Raw genomic sequence first — 23031 nt, 5'->3', positions numbered from 1 at the left:
ATGGATGTTTTCTGGTTCCTTCCGACCCATGGCGACGGCCATTTCCTCGGTACCACCCAAGGCGCTCGCCCGGTCACCCTCAACTATCTGAAACAAGTAGCCCAGGCCGCCGACAACCTTGGTTACCACGGCGTGCTGATTCCCACTGGCCGTTCCTGCGAGGACTCCTGGGTGATTGCCTCGGCGCTGGTGCCCCTGACCGAACGCCTGCGTTACCTGGTGGCGATCCGCCCTGGGATCATCTCGCCCACCGTGTCCGCACGCATGGCCGCCACCCTTGACCGCCTGTCCAATGGCCGCCTGCTGATCAATGTGGTGACCGGCGGCGACCCCGATGAAAACCGTGGCGACGGCAGCTTCCTCGACCACAGCGAGCGTTACGAGGTGACCGATGAATTCCTCAAAATCTGGCGTCGGGTATTGCAGGGCGAATCCGTCGACTTTGAAGGCAAACACCTGAAGGTGCAGAACGCCAAGGCCCTCTATCCGCCGGTCCAGAAACCCTACCCGCCGCTGTATTTCGGTGGTTCGTCCGATGCCGCCCACGACCTCGCCGCCGAACAGGTGGACGTGTACCTGACCTGGGGTGAACCACCGGCAGCTGTCGCGGAAAAACTCGCCGATGTACGTGAACGCGCGGCGCGCCATGGGCGCACCGTCAAATTCGGCATTCGCCTGCATGTGATCGTGCGCGACACCGAAGACGAGGCCTGGAAAGCGGCAGCCAGGCTGATCGAGCACATCAGCGACGAAACCATTGCCGCCGCGCAAAAATCCTTCTCGCGCTTTGACTCCGAAGGCCAGCGCCGCATGGCCGCCCTGCACGATGGGCGGCGCGACAACCTGGAAATCGCCCCCAACCTGTGGGCCGGCGTCGGCCTGGTACGCGGCGGTGCCGGCACCGCCCTGGTGGGCAACCCGCAGCAAGTGGCCGAGCGGATCAAGGAATACGCCGACCTGGGCATCGAGAGCTTTATCTTCTCCGGCTACCCGCACCTGGAAGAGGCCTATCGCTTTGCCGAACTGGTGTTCCCGCTGCTGCCCGAACCCTACGCCAGCCTGGCCGGACGCGGCATCACCAACCTCACCGGGCCGTTCGGCGAAATGATTGCCAACGATGTACTGCCTGCCACCGCCAAAGCCTGAACCAACCTTTGTAGGAGCCGGCTTGCCGGCGATGGCGATTTGTCAGTTACACCGCTATCCCCGGCAAGCCGGCTCCTACAGTGGGCCTTCAGTGCATTTGATTTTTTCAGGAGCTGCGCGTGACAGCCAAACCCCATAGCGTCCTGCCGTCCCCCCTGCAGACCGCCAAGCTGCTGGCCGCCGAGTTCGCGCTCAGCGCCGTGGAGCGTGACGAGCGCGGCGGCACGCCCAAGGCTGAGCGCGATGCCCTGCGCCACAGTGGCCTGCTGGCCCTGAGCATTCCCACCCAGTACGGCGGCCTTGGCGCACGCTGGAGCGAAACCCTGGAGATCGTGCGCGAGTTCGCCAAGGTCGACAGCTCCATCGCCCATGTCTTCGGCTTTCATCATCTGATGCTCGCCACCGTGCGCCTGTTTTCCCGCCCGGAACAATGGCAACCCTGGTTCGAGCAGACCGCCCGCAAGCACTGGTTCTGGGGCAACGCCCTCAACCCGCTGGACACCCGTACGGTGGTCAAGGACTTTGGCGGCTGGCGCGAATTCTCCGGCAAAAAAAGCTTCTGCTCCGGCGCCAGCGATTCACAAATGTTGATCGCCTCGGCGGTGGATGAAAGCGCCGGCGGCAAGCTGTTGATCGCCGCCATCCCTAGCGGGCGCAGTGGCATCACCGTGCACAACGATTGGAACAGTATCGGCCAACGCCAGACCGACAGCGGCAGCGCCAGCTTCGAACGCGTGCGGGTCGAAGAATCTGAACTGCTGCTCGACCCCGGCCCCCTGAGCACGCCCTTTGCCTGCCTACGCCCGTTGATTGCGCAATTGACGTTCACCCATATGTTCCTCGGGATTGCCGAAGGCGCGTTTGAAGAAGCGCGCAACTACACCCTCGCCGAGACCCGGCCCTGGCACAAATCCACCGTCCAGGATGTGCGTCAGGACCCATATGTGCTCAACCACTACGGCGAGTTCTGGGTCGCGCTGGAAGGCGTGCGCCTGCTGGTGCAGCGGGCCGCCGAGCTGCTGGACCAGGCCTGGGACAAGGGCCCGGCCTTGAATGAACAGGAGCGCGGGCAACTGGCGATTGCCATCGCCACGGCCAAGGTCGCCGCCACCCGCAACGGCCTGGAGCTGTGCAGCCGCCTGTTTGAAGTCACCGGCGCCCGCTCCACCCATGCCTCGCTGCGCCTGGATCGCCATTGGCGCAACCTGCGCACCCAAAGCCTGCACGACCCGGTGGACTACAAACTCCACGAACTGGGCGACTGGGCCTTGAACCAGTCCCTGCCCACGCCAACGTTCTATTCCTAGAGGTGCCCATGCAGCTTTTGACCCTCCCGCCCTCGCCCGCCCTCGCCACGTCGATTCGCGCCACCGCGCAAGTCTTCGAAGACCCGAAATCCCAGGCCTTGCTCGCGCATATCCAGCAAGTGGCCCCCAGCGAAGCCAGCGTGCTGATCATCGGCGAGACCGGCACCGGCAAAGAGCTGGTGGCCCGCCATATCCACAACCTCAGCGCCCGGCGCAACCGGCCCTTCGTGGCGGTCAATTGCGGGGCGTTTTCCGAATCCCTGGTGGAAGCGGAGTTGTTCGGCCATGAAAAAGGCGCGTTCACCGGTGCCCTCAGCGCCAAGGCCGGCTGGTTCGAAGAGGCCGACGGCGGCACCCTGTTCCTCGATGAGATCGGTGACCTGCCCATGGCCATCCAGGTCAAGCTGCTGCGCGTTTTGCAAGAGCGCGAAGTGGTGCGCCTGGGCTCACGCAAGAGCATTGCCATCGATGTGCGAGTGCTGGCGGCGACTAACGTGCAATTGGAAAAGGCCATCAACGCCGGGCATTTCCGCGAGGACCTGTATTACCGCCTGGACGTGGTCAGCCTGGAACTGAGCCCGTTGCGCGAACGCCCCGGCGATATCCTGCCCCTGACCCGGCACTTTATCGACGCCTACAGCCAGCGCCTGGGCTACGGCCCCATCACCATCAGCCCCGAGGCCGAGCAAAAGCTCAAGAGCTACAGTTGGCCGGGCAACATTCGCGAACTGGAAAACGTCATTCATCACACCTTGCTGATATGCCGCAATGGCGTGATCGAGCGCGATGACCTGCGCCTGTCGAACATGCGCATCGAGCGCCAGGACGATAGCCAGCACGGTGTCGACAACAGCGCCGAAGCCTTGTTGGAGCGGGCCTTCCAGAAGCTGTTCGACGAACAGGCCGGCGCCCTGCATGAGAAGGTCGAAGACGCATTGCTGCGCGCAGCCTACCGCTTCAGCCACTACAACCAGGTACACACCGCCAACCTGCTGGGCCTGAGCCGCAATATCACGCGCACCCGCCTGATCAAAATCGGCGAACTGGCGGTCAACAAGCGCCGCCCAGGGGCAAACCTGCAGGGCGAACGCATGTTGCACCTATCGATATAGGTTGGCGCTGCGCTCGGTGCATTCGTGCGCGCCGCTGCTTGATGAAATGTTCAGGGAGCCGTGACAGTCGTCGGCTAGCCAGAGGCCACCAAAGACCTGGCCTATAGTGAAAAGACCGGAAAAACCGGCCCCTGGCAACCTTCAAGGAGAGCGACATGAGCGTCAAACCTATCCCCGAGGGCTATCACAGCATCACGCCCTACCTGGGCATCGACAAGGCCGCGCAAGCCATCGAGTTCTACAAAAAAGCCTTCGATGCCACTGTTTTCATGCGCCTGGACATGCCCGACGGCAAGGTCGGCCATGCCGAATTGCGCATCGGCGATTCGCCGATCATGCTGGCCTCGCCCTGCGATGAAATGGCCTTCGCCAGCCCAGGAGCGCACCCCACCAGCGTTGGCCTGCACCTGTATGTGAAGGACGTCGACGCCCAGTACAAACAGGCGATCGCGGCAGGCGCCATCGCGATTTCCGAACCCAAGGATCAGTTCTACGGCGACCGCTCTGGGACACTCAAGGACCCCTTCGGGCATGTCTGGTTCCTCGCCACCCATATAGAGGAGTTGACCGAGGAACAGATTCGCCAGCGCGCCAAGGACCTGTTCGCATAACCCCCATCACCTGTAGAAACCGGCTTGCCGGCGAAAAACCCGGGAACAACGCGGGGCAGCCAATACCCAGCGTTATCGCTGGAGATTTTCGCTGGCAAACCAGCGCCTACAGGGCGCTTGTTGCGCATCGGAAACATTTGCTTTCATTTGCGTCTTAGGGTTTTGCGATTCTCATCCGTCTTAACTTAGATACAGCCCGTCGCGTAAGCAAAAGCTACGACCGGCCTTTCCCGGGCCTCCTCTGCCCCCCTCCGATCAAGACCCCCATAGACATGTCGAAGAAGTCACGCTCCAAACTCTGGTTTCTCGTACACAGCTGGCTGGCGTTGCCCATCTGGTTCTTCGTACTGATCGTGTGCGTTACCGGGACCCTGGCGGTGGTCAGCCAGGAAATCGTCTGGCTGGTCAACCCGGAAATGCGCGCCAGCAAGCCGTCGGACGATGCCGAACTGCTCACCTACGACCAGATCCTCGCCGCGATCAAGCAGGCCGAGCCCAAGGCCATTGTCGAGTCCATCGTCCGCCCGGATGAGTCGCACTTTGCCCTCGACGTCGACATCAGTTACCCCGACGGCCGCTCCGTAGCGGTCTACGTCAACCCGTACACGGGGGTTATCCAGGGCATCAGCCCGTCGTTCAACTTCCGCCAGTTCACCCGCGCCCTGCATGGCTGGTGGCTGGTGCCGTTCACCAATGGCTTTAGCTGGGGCTGGTACCTGGTGTCGTTCCTCGGGCTGCCCATGCTCGCGTCGCTGGTCACGGGCCTGGTGGTCTACAAACGGTTCTGGAAGGGTTTCTTCAAGCCGACCCTGCGCTTCAAGCATGGGGCGCGGATTTTCTGGGGCGATTTCCACCGCCTGAGCGGCATCTGGTCGATCTGGTTTATCGCGGTGATTTCCATCACCGGCACCTGGTTCATGATCCAGGCGATTCTTTCGGACAACCAGATCACCATCTCCAGCGAGGCCATCGTGCCGGTGATTTCCCGGGACAAGGTGCCGCTGTCGGCCCCAGGCGTACCGCCGCCCATGATTGCCCTGGACGATGCCATCAACATCGCCACCCAACGCATCCCAGGGTTCGAAGTCAGCTTCGTCGGCCTGCCGAGCAATGCCTACAGCCACTTGAGCATCGGCGGCCGCGGCTGGTACCCGCTGATGTTCCAGACCGCCGACATCAACCCCTACAACGGTGAAATCGCCGCCACGCACCTGCTGTCGGACCGCTCGGGCCTGGAGTTCGTCACCGAATCCATGCGCCCGCTGCACACCGGCGACTTCGGCGGGATCTGGATCAAGCTGGTGTGGTTCTTCTTCGGCCTGTTGCTGAGCATGATGGTGCTCAGCGGTCTGTTGATCTGGAGCAAGCGCACCGCCCTGGCCACGTTGCACGCTCTCAAGCGCAGCGCCAAGGCCCCGCGCAACACGGCGCCGGCCAATCCTGTCGGCGCCATGCAGGCTGAAACCTCGGAGGGCAAATAATGAGCAAGGCCACCACCGTTCAGGCGCCCTCGCCGCTGCGCGCCTTCTGGCTCAAATGGCGCTTCCACATCAATATCCTGCTGTTGCTGGTACCCCTGGGCTTTATGCCCAAGTACTTTGCCGACGCCGCGCTGTTTCGCGGCGACAGTGGCCTGGGTGAGCGCGAGGTCGGCGAAGTGCAGGTCGGCCCGTGGAGCATCACCCTGGCCGAGCTGCGTAATGAAGCGCCCCGCCCCAATCCGGCCGGGCCGATGAAATCCTTCAATGCCGCCCTGTGCGCCACCTGTGGCGAGCAGGTCAAGGCCACCTACCTGCGCATCGGCAAGCCTCGCAGCCTGCGGGCCGCCGGGGTGATTTTCTTCGGCACCCCGTACCGCATGGGCGCCGCCCTGCCCATCCCTGAACGCACCCCACCCGACGCCGAACTGTGGATCACCATGGAAGGCTGGGACGGCAGCATGCAGCAGGCCTCCATTCCCTTGAGTCAGGCATCGCCTGCCACCGTCGCCTGGTTGAACAAGCAAGGAGTTAAACCATGACTTTACTGCGCCTGACCCGCGCCTGCGCCGCGCTGATCCTCAGCCTGGGTGCGAGCAACTACGCCCTGGCCCACAACCCGATGTGCGAATGCAAGGAAATCCCCGGCGAGCAGATCCAGTGCACTGGCGGTTTTTCCGACGGCAGTGGCGCGCCCGGCGTGACCCTGGATGTGATCGGCTACGACGAGACCATCCTGGTGCCCGGCAAGCTGGGGGCCGACTCGACGCTGACCTTCAAGAAACCTGCCAGCGAGTTCTACGTGCTGTTTGACGCCGGTCCCGGCCATGTTGTCGAGATCGACCAAGCGGATATCCAGGCACCATGACCGGCACGAGCCCAGGCAGCACCCAGGTGGTCCGGCCCGCCGGCGCCGGCCATGAAACCCTCTACGTCCTGCTGCTGTGCCTGATCATCCTGGCCGTCGCCGGCACCGTGGTGTCCCTGCATGGCGAAACCCAGACCGTCGAGGCCGTGGCCAGCCACCAACTGGACGCGCGCCGTGACCTGAGCGCCGCCGAGCAAGGTATCTACGCCGACCTGCGGGTGACCCTGGATGAAATCCAGTTGCTGGAGCAGGAACACAGCGCCCTGCCGACGCCCGCGCAACTGGCCGAAGAAGGCTTCGCGCCCTTCGCCCAGGACGCCAGTTCGGTCAGCCGTGGCGACCATCGCTGGCAGTTGCTGGCGCCTTCGGCGTACCTGGGCTTGAGCCAGGCCAATGACACCAGCGGTTCGCTGCTGATGCGCGTCAACGGAGCCGAGCCGGATATCTGGCTCAACCGCAGCGCCAACCTGGCTGCCCCCACCGACCTGAGCGACCAGGGGTTGATCGCCGCTGGCTGGCAGCAGGTCGTTGCGCAATTCGACGCTGGCGTCACCCGCCAGCATCGCCACTGAATTCACGCTGTTTCCGAGAGAAGATCGATTACCCATGTCTATGTCATCTCCCTTGCTCCGCCTGCTGCTGGTGGGCTTGTTCAGCGTCCTGCTGACACCCCTGGCCAATGCCGAGGCGGCCAAGCGCCTGCGTATCGGTATCACCCTGCATCCTTATTACAGCTACGTGGCCAATATCGTCGGCGACAAGGCCGAAGTGGTGCCGCTGATTCCGGCCGGCTTCAACCCCCACGCCTACGAGCCGCGCGCCGAAGACATCAAGCGCATTGGCACCCTGGACGTGATCGTGCTCAATGGCGTCGGCCATGACGACTTTGCCGACCGCATGATCGCCACCAGCGAGCGCCCGGACATCCCGGTGATCGAAGCCAACGCCAACGTGCCGTTGCTGGCCGCCACCGGCAACGCGGCCCGTGGCGCCGGCAAGGTGGTCAACCCGCACACCTTTCTGTCCATCAGCGCGTCTATCGCCCAGGTCAACAACATCGCCCGGGAACTGGGCAAGCTCGACCCGGACAACGCCAAGACCTACACCCAGAACGCCCGCGCCTATGGCAAGCGCCTGCGCCAGATGCGTGCCGATGCCCTGGCCAAGCTCACCAGCGCGCCCAACGCCGACCTGCGCGTGGCCACGGTGCATGCCGCCTACGACTACCTGCTGCGTGAATTCGGCCTGGAAGTGACCGCCGTGGTCGAACCGGCCCATGGCATTGAGCCAAGCCCGAGCCAACTGAAGAAGACCATCGACCAACTGCGTGAACTGGACGTGAAAGTGATTTTCTCGGAGATGGATTTCCCGTCCTCCTACGTCGATACCATCCAGCGTGAGTCGGGGGTCAAGCTGTACCCGCTGTCGCATATTTCCTACGGTGAATACAGCGCCGAGAAGTACGAAGTGGAAATGACCGGCAACCTCAACACCGTGGTCCGGGCCATCCAGGAGTCGGGGGCATGACGGCGGCTGAACACCTGAGCGTGGCCAGCATCGGCCCGACGCTTGAATTCGATAACGTCTCGCTGACCCTGGGCCGTACCGCGATCCTCGATAACGTCAGCTTCCAGGTGCGACCGGGCAGTATCCACGCCCTGGTCGGCCCCAACGGCGGCGGCAAGAGCTCGCTGATCAAGACCCTGCTGGGGCAGACGCCACACCAGGGCCAACTGAGCCTGCACTGGCCGAACACTCCCGGCACCATCGGCTACGTGCCCCAGGCCCTGGAGTTCGACCGTGGCCTGCCGATGACCGTTGACGACTTCATGGCTGCCATGTGCCAGCGGCGCCCGGCGTTTCTCGGTGTGTCCCGGCATTACGCCGGGGCGATTGGCGAGGCGCTGGAGCGCGTGGGCATGCAAGACAAGCGCAAGCGCCGGATGGGCGCGCTGTCCGGCGGCGAGCGCCAGCGTGTGCTGCTGGCCCAGGGCTTGATCCCGGCGCCGCAACTGCTGGTGCTCGATGAACCGATGTCGGCCCTCGACGAAGCCGGGATCCAGGTGTTCGAACGCCTGCTGGGCGACTGGCGCCAGGCGGGGATTACCGTGCTGTGGATCGAACACGACCTGGAGGCCGTGGGCCGCCTGGCAGATCGCGTCACCGGCCTGAACCGCCGCTTGCTGTTCGACGCCACGCCCAAGGAGGCACTGACCCCGGAGCGCCTGCTGACGCTGTTTTCCACCCACCCACGGAGCGCAGCCCAATGAGCTACGAAGCCTTTCGCTTGATGGTCCAGGGCTGGGCCTCGTCCGGCTACCTGCCGGAAGCCCTGGCCTATGGGTTTGTGGTCAACGCCCTGCTCGCCGGCCTGCTGATCGGCCCGGTACTCGGTGGCCTGGGCACACTGGTGGTGGTCAAGCGCTTTGCGTTCTTCTCCGAAGCTGTCGGCCACGCCGCACTCACCGGCGTGGCCGTGGGCATTCTGCTGGGGGAACCCTACACCGGGCCTTATGGCAGCCTGTTCGGCTACTGCCTGTTGTTCGGCATCCTGCTCAACTACCTGCGCAATCGCACCGGCCTGGCCCCGGACACACTGATCGGCGTGTTCCTCTCGGTGTCCCTGGCGCTGGGCGCGAGCCTGTTGCTGATCCTGGCGGGCAAGATCAACGTACACATCCTGGAAAACGTGCTGTTTGGTTCGGTCCTGACCGTCAACGGCAATGACCTGCTGGTGCTGGCCGTTGTCGGCTCACTGGTGATGGCCCTGGCGTTGCCGCTGTACAACCGCATCATGCTCGCCAGCTTCAACCCGCAACTGGCCGCCGTGCGTGGCGTGGCGGTGAAGACCCTGGACTACCTGTTCGTGATCCTCGTCACCCTGATCACCGTGGCGGCGGTCAAGGTCATCGGCGCGATCCTGGTGGGTGCCCTGCTGGTGATCCCGGCCGCTGCGGCGCGCCTGTTGAGCCAGTCGCTCAAGGGTTTTTTCTGGATCTCGGTGGTGATCGCCACACTCAGCACCCTGTGCGGGATTTTGCTGCCGATCATCTTCGACCTGCCAATCCCGTCCGGCGCCGCGATCATCCTCGTCGCCGGCATCGCCTTCGCCCTGGCCGCCATCGCGCGCGGCACGGTCCCCAGCCTGAAAGGGAATCTCGGATAATGCGCCCTGTTCTACGCCCCCTCGCCCTGGCCATCGCCTGCCTGATCAGCACCCCGCTGCTGGCGGCCGGCACCGCCAAACCGCTGCCGGTGGCAGCTCAATCCGCCAAGCCGGTCAAAGTCCTGGCGGCCCTGCCCGTGACCTTCGGGCTGGCCGAAACCCTGCTCAAGGGCACCCAGGTCAAGCTTGAACGCGCGGCACCGGCCAACCTGCCGGGCTCGCGCCAGACCTCGTACTTTACCGGGCGTGGCGCGCCGGCCTTGCATACCCTGGCGCTGGATGCCGACGCGGCCATCGGCCTGCGTTCGCTGTGGCCGGACGACCCGCTGTACCCGGTGGCCCGGCGCAGCAATATCCGCATCGTCGAAGTGGACGCCGCCCGCCCGGTAGACGGCGGTTTGCCGGGCGTGGCCCTGCAACCGGGGACGGTGGATGGCCTCAATAGCCAGCCGTGGCAATCGAGCAACAACCTGGGGCGCATGGCCGATGTCATGGCCGCCGACCTGAGCCGCCTGGCGCCCGGCGCCAAGGCCCAAATCGACAGCAACCTGGCCAGCCTCAAGCAACGCCTGCTCAAGCTGACGGCTGACAGCGAGGCGCGCCTGGCCCAGGCCGACAACCTGAGCGTGGTCAGCCTGAGCGATCATTTTGCTTATCTGGTGAGTGGGTTGAACCTGGAGTTGCTCAGCACCGATCCACGGCCGGATGCCGAGTGGTCTGCGCAGGCGCTACAAACGCTGACGACCAGCCTGAAGGACAACGACGCGGCGTTAGTGCTGCACCATCGTCAACCGGCTGAGGCGGTGAAAGCGGCTATCAGTGCAGGGGGGGCGAAGTTGCTGGTGCTGGGTACTGACGGCGCGGACCCGGTGGCCGAACTGGAAGGGAATGTGGATCAGGTGATCAAGGCCTTGGTGCCCTGAAAGCAAGGCAATACCCCTGTGTGTGCGAGCTTATGTGGGAGCGGGGTTGTGTGGGAGCGGGCTTGCCCGCGATGGCGGTGTATCAGTCAACTAATGTATCGACTGACAGTCAGCCATCGCGGCATAGGTATCTACACAACTCTTTTATCTAGTGCTTATTGGGTTTGTGTACATATCCGTTGCGGCGGTAACGGCGGCTATTGGTTCCGCCCTTACGGCGGCTCACTTTTGTAAAGCGCAAAAGTAAGCAAAACACTCTTGCCCCACCACTCGGTGCCTCGCCTAGGCTCGGCATGCCCGCAGTCAGGCATTGCTCCGTGGGCCCGCCGCGATCGGCCATCCATGGCCGTGTCGCGGCTACCCCGGCATCCATGCCGGGGTGCCCACTACGCAATACCTACCTGCGGCCAGCGTGGTTTAACGGGGCGCTTAAGATCAAAAGCCAGATCAAAAGCAGAGCAACAGCAAAGCCAGAGCGCGAAGCTGCTTTCCCCTGTAGGAGCTGGCTTGCCTGCGATGACGCCCGAAAGAACACATCAGAGTATCTGGTATTCATTCGTCATCGTTAACGACCATCGCAGGCAAGCCAGCTCCCACATTTGCTTGTGTTCAGCCAGCAACAACCTGCGCATCCATCTTCTGGCGCAAGCTCAGCGGGCGCATATCAGTCCAGACTTCTTCGATATAGGCCAGGCACTCTTTCTTGATCCCGCTTTTACCCACGGTGCGCCAGCCTTCTGGCACGGCCTTGTAGTCGGGCCAGATGGAGTACTGTTCTTCATGGTTGACCACCACCTGGAACAGGATGTCTTCGCGGTCAAATACTGAGGTCATTGCGGTTCTCCGTCACTTAAAGGCTGCCACGCACTGCGCGTGGCTGATGTATGTAGGAACGTATAGCGGTGCAGGAAAATTAGAGGCTCGCCACAGCCGCTGCCAAAGCCCGACCGAAGATCTCTGCCACGCGGTCGATTTCTGCCCCGGTGATGACCAGCGGCGGCAGGAAACGCACCACGCCGCCATGGCGCCCGCCCAGCTCCAGGATCAACCCGCGCTTGAGGCATTCGCGTTGCACCAGCGGCGCCAATTGCCGATGGACCGGCGGGTGGCCCTGGACGTCGGGCGTGCCGTTGGGGTTGACCAGCTCTACCCCGAGCATCAGGCCGCGCCCGCGGATATCCCCCAGTTGCGGGAAGTCCCGCTGCAGGATGCGCAGGTGTTCAGCCAGGCGCTCGCCCATGGCCGCCGCGTGGTCGGCGACGTTATGTTGCTTGAGGTAGCGCATCACCGCCGAGCCGGCCGCCATGGCCATCTGATTGCCGCGGAAGGTCCCGGCATGGGCGCCCGGCAGCCAGGTGTCGAGCCACTCGCGATACACCACCACCGCCAGCGGCAAGCTGCCACCAATGGCTTTGGACAACACCACCACATCCGGAACAATGCCGGCATGTTCAAAGGCAAACATCTTGCCGGTGCGAGCGAAACCGCTCTGGATCTCGTCGACGATCAACGCCACGCCGGCCTGCTCGGTAATGCGTCGCAGGCCGCGCAGCCAATCGAGGTCGGCCGGGATCACGCCGCCTTCGCCCTGCACCACTTCGACGATCACCGCCGCCGGCAGCAAAACGCCGGCCTCCGGGTCGTTGAGCAGGTTTTCCAGGTAGTGCAGGTTGACCTTGACTCCCTCTGCCCCACCCAGGCCGAACGGGCAGCGGTAGTCATAAGGGAATGGCAAGAATTGCACGCCATTGGCCAGCAAGGCGCCCAACGGCTTTTTCGGCCCCAGGCTGCCCATCAGGCTCAATGCGCCCTGGCTCATGCCGTGATAACCGCCCTGGAACGACAACACCGTGCTGCGCCCCGTGGCGGTACGCACCAGTTTCAGCGCGGCTTCCACCGCGTCGGTGCCGGTGGGGCCGCAAAACTGGATCTTCGCCTCCCGCGCCAGTTCCGCTGGCAGCAGGCCGAACAGGTCCTGCACAAACTGGTCCTTGACCGGCGTGGTCAAGTCCAGGGTATGCAGCGGCAACTCGTCGAGCAGCACCTGCTGGATCGCTTCGATCACCACCGGGTGGTTGTGCCCCAGCGCCAACGTGCCGGCTCCGGCCAGGCAGTCGATGAAGCTGCGACCTTCAACGTCCTCGACATAAATACCCTTGGCCCGCTTGAGCGCCAGGGGAATGCGCCGTGGGTAGCTGCGGGCATTGGATTCCTGCTGGCGCTGGCGGGCCAGCAGCGGCGATTCATCGAACTGGTAAAGCGCTTCCGCAGGCGTCGGGCTGGCCGACACCTGCAAATCTTCAATGCGACTGGTAGCGACTGACATCTCTAGATCCCTCAATACGCTGATGATGGTGACCAAACTGCCAACCCGTTGACGTCTGGCCCCCAAAGGGCGTGCGCACGGATTTCCTGTTCTGGAAACGCTTCAGCGGCGTGAGGATTTACACCCGGCTCAGTGAAAAACCGGCAAATGGCCGGTCACTCGCCGGCACTGGTGTACTTTTCATTCAGTGCATACAGAATCGCGCAGGTCTCGATATCCAGTTGCCCACGATAATCGGCGGGCCGAAAGTGCATCTGGAACGCACGCAGGCGCTGCTGGAACGCCTGGCGGTTTTTCGCCGGGGCGTAGCCGTAGCGCTGGAAGGCCCGTTCGACCTCCACCTCCTGGGGCAACCCCATGCGAAAGCGCCGCTCATAGGCACTTTTGGCCTGTACATCGAACCAGGCGCCAATGCCCGCTTCGAACAAACCGTGCCAGGGCAATCGTGGCCCCGGGTCACTCTTGCGCCAGAACGCCACATCCGAATGGCCGACGATATCGGTGGCGCCGATCTGCGGATGACGGGCGCAAATGTCGCGCAGCAGCGCGATCAGCACGGCGATCTGCTGCGGATCATAGGCAGGAAAGGTAAACACCCCACACTCATCGCGGGCCAGGTTGACGATCTCGATGCCGATGGAGCGACTGTTGACGTTATCGCGACCCGCCCAATGACTGGCGCCTGCATGCCAGGCGCGCTGGCGTTCATCCACCAGTTGGAACACCCGCAATTCGTCGTAGCCGGCACTTCGATAGCTGGCCTCATGGGGGGCGGGTAACAGGTAATGGGCACTGACACCCTGCTGCGTCAGGGTGCGCAGGGAGGAGGCAAAGGGCGCGGCGGTGTAATGCACCACCACCTGGCGCACGGCTTCACCATTGCGTTGATTAAAATCTTTGGCTGGATAAGTGGAATCGATGACCAACATAGGCGCTGTCCTTTTCAATACAGGCTGAGTCATTCAGCCGGCAAACCTGCAAACACAAAAATTGCCGCCATCCTGAAGCGTCGGGCCCCAGGATGGCGGTAGTTATGTGTATGCAAGCAAGGATCAGCGCCGCAGCGGCATCCCCAGGTCGACCCGCAGGCCGTCGGGCTGGCTGTCGAAGGCCAGGGAACAAGAGCATCGCTGGACAATCGCCTGCACGATGGCCAGGCCCAGGCCACAACCGCCGCTGTTGCCATTGCGCCAGAAACGCTGGGTCAGGTGTTGCAGGTCTTCGCTGGAGATCGGCGCGCCATGGTCGCGCACGCGAAACACCACTTGATTGCCCTGGGTGAACACGCTCAACTCCACCCGCGTATCGGCCGGGGTATGGCGCAGGGCGTTATCCAGCAGGTTACGCAAGGCCGCCACCGCCAGGCCCACGGGCATTTCCACCGGATCCTGGGGCAGGTTGTCCGGCAGGATCAGGTCGATGCGGCGGTTGTCGCCGGCGTTGGCGTCCTGGATCGCCAGGCGCGCCACCTGTTCGGCACTGGACTGCAAACCGTCATCAAACGACAGGCTGCCCTCGACCCGCGCCAACAGCAGCAACTGCTCAAGGGTGCGATGCAGGCGGTCGGCGCCCTCCTCGGCATGGGCCAGGGATTGATCGCGGGCGGCGCCGTCGGTCATGCGTGCCACTTGCAGGTGGGTCTTGATGGCCGTAAGCGGGCTGCGCAGCTCGTGAGCGGCATCGCCGGTCAGCCGGCGCTCGCGCTCGATGGTCTTGGCGATGCGTTGCAACAGTTGGTTCTGGGTGTCGAGCAGCGGCTTGAGCTCGCTGGGCAACGGGTGAATCTGCAACGGCTCAAGGGAGTCGGCACTGCGCCGCATCAAGGCATCGCGCATGCGGTTGAGCGGCACCAGGCTCTGGCCGATCCCCAGCCACAACAGGCACAGGCAACCCAGCAAGGCCACGCCCACCGGCACTGAGGCCGCCAGCAGGATCGACATGTTCAGCGCCTCGCGCTCCACCTGACGGTCGGCGGTGGTGATGAACAAATCACCCCGGGCCAGGGTAAAGCTGCGCCAGGCAGCGCCGTCGATGATCTGGTCGCGAAAGCCACTTTGCCGCGATTCCAACCCCTGATCCGGCGTGGTGTGGCTGCGGGCCAGCACTTCACCCCGCAACGAGCTGACCTGGCACGCCATGCCACCGGGCACATTCAGTTGTTCGGCGCCAAAACGCTTGCCCTCGCCCACGCTGGCCAGGCCCGGCATCTGCTCCATCAGCCCGGCCACCATGCGCGCCGAGGCCACCAGGCGCTGGTCCAGGGAAAACATCATCTGGTTGCGCAGGTCGTTGAGCATCCAGGCCGCCGCCAGCGCCCAGATCAGCACAAAAGCGGCGCCCAGCTTGAAGGTCAGACGCAGGCGCAGGCTCATCACGAGGCGTCGTCTCCAGTATCCGCCGGGCCCAGGCGGTAGCCCAGACCGCGCACGGTCTCGACAATACCGTTGCCCAACTTGCGGCGCAGGTGGTGGATATGCACGTTGAGGGCGTTGCTTTCCAGTTCATCGTTGAACCCGTAGACGCTGTCCTTGAGCTGCTCGCTGGACAGCACCCGGCCACGGTTGTGCAGCAATGCCTGCAACAGGGCCTGTTCGCGGCGAGACAAGTCCACCGGCTGGCCGCCGAGCAAGGTTTCGCGGCTGCTGGGGTTGTAGCTCAGCCGGCCATGCTCGATCAGGTTGACGCTGCGCCCGGCCACCCGGCGCAACAGGGTTTGCAAGCGTGCAGCCAGCTCGCGCAGGTCGAAGGGCTTGAGCAGGTAATCGTCGGCACCGGCTTGCAGGCCGTCGACGCGGTTGGTCACCGAGTCGCGCGCGGTGAGGATCAGCACCGGGATCTCCAGCCCCGCACTGCGCTGTTGCTGCAGCAATTTGAGGCCGTCTTCATCCGGCAGGCCGAGGTCGAGCACCATGATGTCGAACTCCGCCGCCTTGAGCATCGCCCGCGCCGCCGCGGCCGTGGCTACGCGCTCGACCGTAAAGCCCTGGGCGCCGAGACCGGCAACGATGCCACTGGCAATCAGGTCATCGTCTTCACAGACCAGTACGTGCATGCTGAACCCTTTGCAAAAATGCTGATTTAAAGGAGGGCGGATTAAGCACGCATTATGCCGGCAAAAGATGCGCGCCTTGAAAATCCCTACACTCTAGAATAGCCCGGTTAATCATCGGTTAATCAGCACCACACATTGTGTGCCCACTTGCATCGAACTAAGGCTTGACCATGCGGCATCTGTTTATCTTCCTGTTGGTGTTGTTCACCGGATTGGCCCAGGCCGCGCCTGGCAACAATCCGTTCGAGACCAAAGCCGAGTTCCTCCCGGTAGGCAAGGCCTTTACCTTTACCTCCGAGCGCCTGGCTTCCGGTGAAACCCAGCTGTATTGGCAGATTGCCGACGGTTATTACCTGTACCAGCAACGCATGAAATTCGAAGGCCTGGCCGAACAGCCCGTGCTGCCCCAGGGCGAGGCCCATAGCGACGAGTTCTTCGGCGAGCAACAGGTGTACCGCCAGGGCCTGGAAGTGAAACTCCCGGCCGGCGCCACCGGCAAGGTCAAGCTGGGCTGGCAGGGCTGCGCCGATGCCGGCCTGTGCTACCCGCCGCAATCGCTCACCGTCGACCTGGGCGGCAACCCCGCCGTGGCCGCCACCGCCGAGGCCCAGGATGAAAGCCTGGCCAGCGGCCTGCAACAACGCAGCCTGGGCTGGAGCCTGCTGGTGTTCTTCGGCCTGGGCCTGCTGCTGGCGTTTGCCCCGTGTTCGCTGCCGATGCTGCCGATCCTCGCCGGCCTGGTAGTGGGCAGCGGTGCCAGCCCACGCCGTGGTTTTGCCCTGGCCACCAGTTATGTGGTGTGCATGGCGCTGGTGTATGCCGCCCTTGGCGTACTGGCCGCGCTGGCCGGCAGCAACCTGGCTGCGCTGCTGCAAACCCCGTGGATCCTCGGCAGTTTCGCCGCCCTGTTTGTGATCCTCGCCCTGCCAATGTTCGGCTTCTTTGAACTGCAACTGCCGGCCTTCCTGCGCGATCGCCTGGACAACGCCAGCCGTCGGCAAAACGGCGGCAGCCTGGTCGGCGCCGGCGTGCTCGGGGCCTTGTCCGGCCTGCTGGTAGGCCCGTGCATGACCGCGCCCCTGGCCGGCGCCCTGCTCTACATCGCACAAAGCGGCAATGCCGTGCACGGCGGCCTGATCCTGTTTGCCATGGGCATCGGTATCGGCGTGCCCTTGCTGTTGCTGGTGACGGTGGGCAATCGCTTCCTGCCCAAGCCAGGCACCTGGATGAATGTGCTCAAGGGCGTGTTTGGCTTCCTGTTCCTCGCGACCGCCGTGTTGATGATCCGCCCGGTCGTCGACGAAAGCCTGTGGCTCGGCCTGTGGGGCGTGCTGGCACTGGTGATGGCCTACTGCGGCTGGAGCCTGGCCCGCGAGTACGGGCTGGTCGCCAAGGCACTGGGCGCAGGTTCCCTGGTCCTGGGCCTGTGGGGCGCGATCCTGGTGATCGGCGCAGCCGGTGGCAGCGATGACCTGTGGCAACCGCTCAAGGTGTTCGGTGGCTCGCCGGTGGCCGGCGCGCCGACCGCCCATGACAGCTTTACCACCATCAACGCCCCGGCAGCCCTGCAAACCCAGCTCGACAGCGCCAAGGCCCAGGGCCAGTGGGTGCTGCTGGACTACTACGCCGACTGGTGTGTGTCGTGCAAGATCATGGAAAAACAGGTGTTCGGCAAACCCGAAGTCATGGAGGCCCTGAAAAATGTGCGCCTGCTGCGCCTGGACGTCACCGCCGACAACGCCGCCAGCCGTGAGCTGCTGGGCCGCTACAAAGTCCCCGGCCCACCGAGCTTTGTGTGGATCGGCCCGGACGGTGCAGAGCGCCGCGCCCAGCGCATCACAGGCGAAGTGGACGCCGCAGCCTTCCTGCAACGCTGGACCCAGACCCGGGACGCACCCTGATGCTGACCTTGACCATCGGCACCTTTGCCATTGCCTTGAACCATCTGCTGCTGATCAGTGCGCTGGTCCTCGCCACGGTGGTGGGCTGGCGCGTGGCCAAGCGTGGCGGCGAGAACCCCGAGTCGGTGCTGTTCAGCCTGTTCCTGCTGGGCATGCTCAGCGCGCGCATCGGTTTTGTATTGATGTACTGGTCGTACTACCGCGATGACCCGCTACAAATTGTCGACCTGCGCGACGGCGGCTTTCTCGTCTGGCCGGGGGTGATCGTGCTGATCATCGCCGCCCTGCTCTGGAGCTGGCGCCGCCCGGCCCTGCGCAAGCCGCTGACCGCCGGCGTGGTCAGTGGCCTGGCGTTCTGGGCGCTGGCCAGTTTCTCGTTGAACATCTATGAAAAAGGCACGCGCCTGCCGGATATCGCCCTGCGCAACGCCGATGGCGAAACCGTGCAACTGGCCGACTACCAGGGCGGCCCGTTGGTGATCAACCTGTGGGCCACCTGGTGCCCGCCCTGCCGGCGGGAAATGCCGGTGCTGGAAAATGCCCAGAAACAACGGCCTGACGTGACCTTCCTGTTCGTCAACCAGGCCGAAAGCATGCAAAGCGTCAGCACCTACCTGGCCACCCAGGGCCTGAACCTGGACAACGTCCTGTTCGACGCCAGTGGCCGCCTGGGCCAAGCCGTGGGTTCGATGGCGCTGCCGACCACGCTCTTCTATCAAGCCGATGGCCGGCTGATCAACAGCCACCTGGGCGAGCTGTCCCAGGCCAGCCTGGCCCGCGCCATGGAATATTTCGACCCCACGGACTCGACCGCCGCCAAGACGGCCCCTTCAAGGAAACCCTTATGCCCCGCCTCCGCCACCTGCTGACCCTGCTGCCCCTGGCACTCGCCGCCAACCTCGCCCACGCCGAAGAATGGCCGGCGCCGATCAAACAGATCGAAGCCAAGGGCGCCAAGATCATCGGCAGCTTCGATGCACCGGGCGGGCTCAAGGGCTATGCCGCGCAGTACCAGAACCGTGGCATGGCGCTGTACCTGACCGCCGACGGCCAGCACGTGCTGGCCGGCAACCTGTACGACGCCAAGGGCAATGACCTGAGCACCGCGCCCCTGGAAAAACTGGTCTACGCGCCGATGGCCAAGGAAATCTGGGCCAAGATGGAACAGAGCAGCTGGATCCAGGATGGCGATAAAAACGCGCCGCGCACCGTCTACCTGTTCAGCGACCCCAACTGCCCGTACTGCAACATGTTCTGGGAACAGGCGCGGCCCTGGGTCAAGGCCGGCAAGGTGCAGTTGCGCCACATCATGGTCGGGATCATCCGCGAGGACAGCCCCGGCAAATCGGCGGCGCTGCTGGCCAGTAAAGACACGGCCCAGGCCCTGCAAGAACATGAGTCTGCGGGCAAAGCCAGCAAGCTCAAGGCCCTGGCCAAGATCCCGGCCGAGATCCAGGCCAAGCTCGATGCCAATATGAAGTTGATGGAAGAGCTGGAATTGTCGGCCACCCCGGCGATTTTCTACCTGGATGACAAGGGCCAGTTGCAGCAGCAGCAAGGGGCGCCGTCGCCGGATAAACTGGGGAAAATCCTCGGCCCGAAATAATCGCTCGACGCTGGCCGGACAAGGCCTCCAACGGTTGGAGGCCTTGTTGCGCAGCTTACATCTCTGTCACAGTCAAGCCAGTCACGTCGTAGTCATTGCCCGGCCCCCCCCCCATCTGCAGGTTGTCCAAGGTGAGCCGCACCGTAGCGGCCTTGGCCTGGAACACGCCCTGGAGCAAGTACCAGGTGGCAGGAGGTAACATTTCCGCTGAGATTGGCACCCCCTGGGCCGTGAGGATCAAGCGCGGCCTGTTCACTAACAGCGGAATATCACGGATCCACGCACTGAACCGATAGGAACGCCCCACCTGCAGCCCGCTGAAGTCCTTGAACAGTTTCACACGCTGCGTGGCTGGATCGCTGGTATCGGTGTACCCCCAGTCCTGCAAGAAATACCCGTTCGCCGCTCCAGGCACAGCACCTAGCTTGAGCACCAGATCGCCAGGATTGGTGGCGCCGGGTCCTCTGTTCCAGCCATTCCAGCCTTTGCCGGCAGGATCGAAGTCGGTGTGGTCGGAGAATGCCTTACTTAACAGCAGCTGCAACGCCGGAAACACCACCGCCGTACTTTCCTGGCTGCTTCCATCAGCAGTGACTTTGCAGGTGAACGTCAAGGTGCTGAGATCCTTCAAAAGCTCAAGCTCGATTCGCCTCAACGCTTGCTTGAGCCCGGCGCTGACTTCTGCCTCCGTCACGACCTTGCCCAGGTAAACATTAAAAATGTACGGGCTGCCATCCTCCCTGGTCCCAATCCCGCGCAGCCAGACTCTCTGGTTCGGCAAGATAAACCACCAGGGTTGCACGGTAATGTCCGCATCGGCGCTGAAAGTGCGCAAATCCAGAATGTTGTTGGTAGCCTGCGGCACCACCGGCGTCGGCAAACGTACGGGCACACTAATCTGCAGGTCGAGGTCCGGGGAAGTTGCCACTTTGCACAGACTGGTGACGGTGTAGTTGATCTTCACCGTCTTGCCGATCCCATGGATCACTGCTTCCCGGGGAATATGGAAATCCACGTAGCCTGGATCACTGCTGCCAGGCTTCGACATCACTGGTAGGCAAGTACCGTCTGTGCGCGTCCAGCACACACTGATTGTATGACTAGGGTTGATCAGCGCGTAGGCCACGCGCACCGTCACGCCATCCCGGCCGTTGTAAACCGTGAGCTGGGTGCCCACCGCTTCGCACACCGTGGGCGCCTTGAGCTCCAGCCCCTCCTGTGCGATGTCCAGAAGCAATACCGGGAATCTGTGGGCACTGTCCTTGTCCAGCTGGCCGTTGAAATTCACCGCAAAATGCACTTCAAAAGCGCTGCAATCCGCCAGTTTTTGCATCTCGTGGCGCGGTAACGGCGCCTCGACACCGGTCAACCACTGCTCGGTGACCGGTACCCCCTCCAGCACCTCAAAGCTATATGGGCTGCCGCCTTCCAACTCTCCGGTCACCCACAACCAGCAGGGCTGGCCCAGGGCAATGTAAGGCCAGGCAACCACCGTTGCGCTAGCATCGCCGCCGAATGTACTGAGGTCCAGGGTGCTGCCCGTCGCCTGTTCCACCGCCAGGTTGGGCAGGCCGCTGATATCCAGGACATGCACCTTTTGTGGCGGCGACTCCCATTCGCCGCCACACACACGTGACACGCTGTAGCCCAGCAATATCTGCTGGCGCAGGTTGGCGCTGATCGCCGACGGCGCAACGGCGAATACCAGGCTCTGCTCCCCCTGCGCCACAACGCGACACTCCAGCCCCGGCGACCCAGGCCCAGGCGTGCCGATGAACGTGGGGCAAACCATATCCCCCGGGCACATACGCTCGTACGCCACCTGGATATGCGCGCCGTCCTGAGTGTTCACCGGGTTGACGATCCAGCCGTCGGCGCCGCAGTCCACCGCCTCGACAAGATGGGGCTTGGGCAACTCCAGGTGCGGTTCGGTGAGCAGGTTCACCAGCAGCGAAGGAAACGCACGATAGACCGGCCGCGAATCCCTGGGTGGCAGAAACTCAACGCTGAACAGGATGTACAACTCGCTGTCATGCTTGAGCGCCGCCAGTTCGGCCCGGGGCAAGGTCCGGGTCCAACCGTTGCGAATATCCTCTTCACTGACCGGCTCCCCGTCAAAAAGGTACAGCCGGGCTTTTGAGCCATCCGGGTAGACACCACCGATATACAGCTGCACACGTTGCGTGGTGCCGATAAATGGCCAAGGCGCAACATGGATCGTCACCGGGTCATCACAGCACATCTGCCCAAGGTCCAGGCTGTTGAACGGGGCTTCGAGGATCTGCGGCCGGGGCAGGTTGGACGGCAGCGGGATCCAGACCACGCCATCAGGCGACGCTTGCTCGCCGCCATCACGGGTCACGGTGTAGCTGAAATTCGCGAAGTTATCCAGGCGCATACCCACGAACTGCGGCGGGATATGGAAGTCGATACAGCCTTCGTCCATACCGTTCTGTGGGGGGATAGGGGCACAATCGCCGTGGGTCGATTCCCAGCACAGGGAGATACTGTCAGTGCTGCGCATATCCTCGTAACAGACACGTACCGTTGCGCCCTCCAGCAATTTGAGCGGGTCCACCTCAGCCTGGCCTTGCGCCTCGACCAATTTCGGTTCGGGCAAGTGCAACGACGCATCCACAAACAACAGCACGGTTGTACGGGGATGAAACTCGTGGGCGTTTTCCGGAAGCTGGGTTTCGTAGATCGGATCAACCGGCACCGGCGGCTGGGGTGAGGTGCCATCAAAGATCACGGCCATGTGGATGGTCAGGGCCGAGTAGTCCTCGCGCCGTGCCATCCAACTGCGCGCGAGCTTGAACTCAAAGATATGCCCGGCAATGGCCTCGGCGGCCGTCACCACATGGTCCCGAGCGACCCAGCTAAACGCGAACGGCGGCTTGTGCTGATCGCCTGCCACATTGATAAACAGCCGCTGCCCGGCCTGGATCATCGGCCACGCCTTGACCCTGATGGTCTCATCGCCGCTGAATGCCTTCATATCCAGTTGCCAGGTGCTATGGATGTATTGCGCATGGGCAAACACCGGCAGCGATGCCTGGAGGTCCTGCTCGCGGATCTGTTGGACCTCCAGTTCCAGCACCAGCGACTGCTTGAGTTGACCGCCCACAGACGCTGTGTACCAGATCAACACGGTATGCCCGATGCAGGTACTGACCCACTGCCATGGAATGGGAATGTCAATGCTGCCAGTGGTACTGCCTGTTCGCACAATCGGCTCGAACACCGGCTCGTCCTGATCCCGGATGGCCCAGTACAACGTCACCGGTGTCGCGCCCATCCCGGCAAATGCAATAGTTGCGCGCGTGCCGTCGATGGCGTCGATGGGATACAGGATGTTGTTGTTGGCGGCGTATTGAATCTGCGGATAGGGTAATTCGACGGTGGCTTCAACAAGGGGCTGGGCAGCGGCCGGTGACGAACTTTGGGGCGCAGTTTTTTTAACCATGACAGGACCTCCAGTCCAGGGAAAGTTAACCAGCAGGCCTGACCGCCAGGCCAAAAACTGCTGTTATCT

General features: G+C 63.2%; 21 protein-coding genes. 15 read left to right on the top strand and 6 right to left on the bottom strand.

Going from position 1 to position 23031, the window contains the following annotated elements:
• The 12 genes from ssuD (at position 1) to HBO12_RS17890 (ending at position 10611) form a co-directional block, all read left to right on the top strand.
• Positions 1-1146, top strand: coding sequence for an FMNH2-dependent alkanesulfonate monooxygenase (gene ssuD / locus HBO12_RS17945; protein WP_170042848.1), 1146 nt, complete (start codon positions 1-3; stop codon positions 1144-1146).
• A gap of 119 nt (positions 1147-1265) precedes the next feature.
• On the top strand, positions 1266-2453 hold the full coding sequence (locus tag HBO12_RS17940; protein ID WP_170042847.1) for an acyl-CoA dehydrogenase family protein: 1188 nt from the start codon (positions 1266-1268) through the stop codon (positions 2451-2453).
• Positions 2454-2461: 8 nt separating this feature from the next.
• The gene (locus HBO12_RS17935; RefSeq protein ID WP_170042846.1) at positions 2462-3565 is read left to right on the top strand and encodes a sigma-54 interaction domain-containing protein; all 1104 of its coding nucleotides are present in this window, start codon (positions 2462-2464) and stop codon (positions 3563-3565) included.
• Positions 3566-3720: 155 nt separating this feature from the next.
• Positions 3721-4176 carry a VOC family protein gene (locus tag HBO12_RS17930; RefSeq protein WP_169957228.1) on the top strand — a complete coding sequence of 152 codons (456 nt, stop codon included), beginning with the start codon at positions 3721-3723 and terminating at the stop codon, positions 4174-4176.
• A 272-nt stretch (positions 4177-4448) separates the two neighbouring features.
• Complete coding sequence (locus HBO12_RS17925; RefSeq protein WP_169957229.1) at positions 4449-5657, top strand: PepSY-associated TM helix domain-containing protein; 1209 nt, start codon at positions 4449-4451, stop codon at positions 5655-5657.
• On the top strand, positions 5657-6196 hold the full coding sequence (locus HBO12_RS17920; RefSeq protein ID WP_169957231.1) for a thiamine pyrophosphate-binding protein: 540 nt from the start codon (positions 5657-5659) through the stop codon (positions 6194-6196). Before HBO12_RS17925 ends, HBO12_RS17920 begins: the two co-directional genes overlap by 1 nt.
• Positions 6193-6522 carry a hypothetical protein gene (locus HBO12_RS17915; protein WP_169957232.1) on the top strand — a complete coding sequence of 110 codons (330 nt, stop codon included), beginning with the start codon at positions 6193-6195 and terminating at the stop codon, positions 6520-6522. Before HBO12_RS17920 ends, HBO12_RS17915 begins: the two co-directional genes overlap by 4 nt.
• The gene (locus tag HBO12_RS17910) at positions 6519-7094 is read left to right on the top strand and encodes a DUF6162 family protein (RefSeq protein WP_170042845.1); all 576 of its coding nucleotides are present in this window, start codon (positions 6519-6521) and stop codon (positions 7092-7094) included. The genes HBO12_RS17915 and HBO12_RS17910 overlap by 4 nt, the downstream gene beginning before the upstream one ends.
• A gap of 34 nt (positions 7095-7128) precedes the next feature.
• Positions 7129-8049 (top strand): metal ABC transporter substrate-binding protein, encoded by a 921-nt coding sequence (locus HBO12_RS17905; protein ID WP_029300635.1) that lies wholly within the window; start codon positions 7129-7131, stop codon positions 8047-8049.
• Positions 8046-8792, top strand: coding sequence for a metal ABC transporter ATP-binding protein (locus HBO12_RS17900; protein WP_170042844.1), 747 nt, complete (start codon positions 8046-8048; stop codon positions 8790-8792). Before HBO12_RS17905 ends, HBO12_RS17900 begins: the two co-directional genes overlap by 4 nt.
• The gene (locus HBO12_RS17895) at positions 8789-9688 is read left to right on the top strand and encodes a metal ABC transporter permease (RefSeq protein ID WP_169957238.1); all 900 of its coding nucleotides are present in this window, start codon (positions 8789-8791) and stop codon (positions 9686-9688) included. The genes HBO12_RS17900 and HBO12_RS17895 overlap by 4 nt, the downstream gene beginning before the upstream one ends.
• A complete protein-coding gene (locus tag HBO12_RS17890; RefSeq protein ID WP_170042843.1) occupies positions 9688-10611 on the top strand; it encodes a metal ABC transporter solute-binding protein, Zn/Mn family in 924 nt (307 codons plus the stop codon). Before HBO12_RS17895 ends, HBO12_RS17890 begins: the two co-directional genes overlap by 1 nt.
• Before the next feature lie 609 nt (positions 10612-11220).
• Here HBO12_RS17890 and HBO12_RS17885 read toward each other — a convergent pair.
• From HBO12_RS17885 to HBO12_RS17865, 5 genes are all read right to left on the bottom strand, one after another.
• Positions 11221-11445: an MbtH family protein gene (locus tag HBO12_RS17885; protein WP_170042842.1), complete on the bottom strand. Its 225-nt coding sequence runs from the start codon at positions 11443-11445 to the stop codon at positions 11221-11223.
• A gap of 79 nt (positions 11446-11524) precedes the next feature.
• Entirely contained in the window at positions 11525-12937 is a 1413-nt protein-coding gene (locus tag HBO12_RS17880) for an aspartate aminotransferase family protein (protein WP_170042841.1), read from the bottom strand.
• A gap of 155 nt (positions 12938-13092) precedes the next feature.
• Positions 13093-13866, bottom strand: coding sequence for an N-acetylmuramoyl-L-alanine amidase (locus tag HBO12_RS17875; protein WP_170042840.1), 774 nt, complete (start codon positions 13864-13866; stop codon positions 13093-13095).
• A gap of 123 nt (positions 13867-13989) precedes the next feature.
• On the bottom strand, positions 13990-15309 hold the full coding sequence (locus tag HBO12_RS17870) for an ATP-binding protein (RefSeq protein ID WP_169952536.1): 1320 nt from the start codon (positions 15307-15309) through the stop codon (positions 13990-13992).
• Complete coding sequence (locus HBO12_RS17865; RefSeq protein ID WP_169952538.1) at positions 15309-15989, bottom strand: response regulator; 681 nt, start codon at positions 15987-15989, stop codon at positions 15309-15311. Before HBO12_RS17865 ends, HBO12_RS17870 begins: the two co-directional genes overlap by 1 nt.
• A 170-nt stretch (positions 15990-16159) precedes the next feature.
• On the opposite strand from HBO12_RS17865, the gene dsbD reads away from it, so the two are divergent.
• Genes dsbD through dsbG form a run of 3 tightly spaced genes read left to right on the top strand, consistent with a single transcriptional unit; the run spans position 16160 to position 19496 of the window.
• Positions 16160-17890: a protein-disulfide reductase DsbD gene (gene dsbD / locus HBO12_RS17860; protein ID WP_170042839.1), complete on the top strand. Its 1731-nt coding sequence runs from the start codon at positions 16160-16162 to the stop codon at positions 17888-17890.
• The gene (locus HBO12_RS17855) at positions 17890-18759 is read left to right on the top strand and encodes a TlpA disulfide reductase family protein (RefSeq protein WP_170042838.1); all 870 of its coding nucleotides are present in this window, start codon (positions 17890-17892) and stop codon (positions 18757-18759) included. Before dsbD ends, HBO12_RS17855 begins: the two co-directional genes overlap by 1 nt.
• Complete coding sequence (dsbG, locus tag HBO12_RS17850; protein ID WP_169952544.1) at positions 18735-19496, top strand: thiol:disulfide interchange protein DsbG; 762 nt, start codon at positions 18735-18737, stop codon at positions 19494-19496. The genes HBO12_RS17855 and dsbG overlap by 25 nt, the downstream gene beginning before the upstream one ends.
• 55 nt (positions 19497-19551) lie before the next feature.
• Here the strand turns inward: dsbG and HBO12_RS17845 are convergent, their stop codons facing one another.
• Positions 19552-22962: a hypothetical protein gene (locus HBO12_RS17845; protein ID WP_170042837.1), complete on the bottom strand. Its 3411-nt coding sequence runs from the start codon at positions 22960-22962 to the stop codon at positions 19552-19554.
• Positions 22963-23031 lie beyond the last annotated feature (69 nt).

Source organism: Pseudomonas sp. WS 5059 (assembly GCF_012985525.1).
Lineage (GTDB): Bacteria > Pseudomonadota > Gammaproteobacteria > Pseudomonadales > Pseudomonadaceae > Aquipseudomonas.
This window is presented reverse-complemented; position numbering and strand designations above follow the sequence as displayed.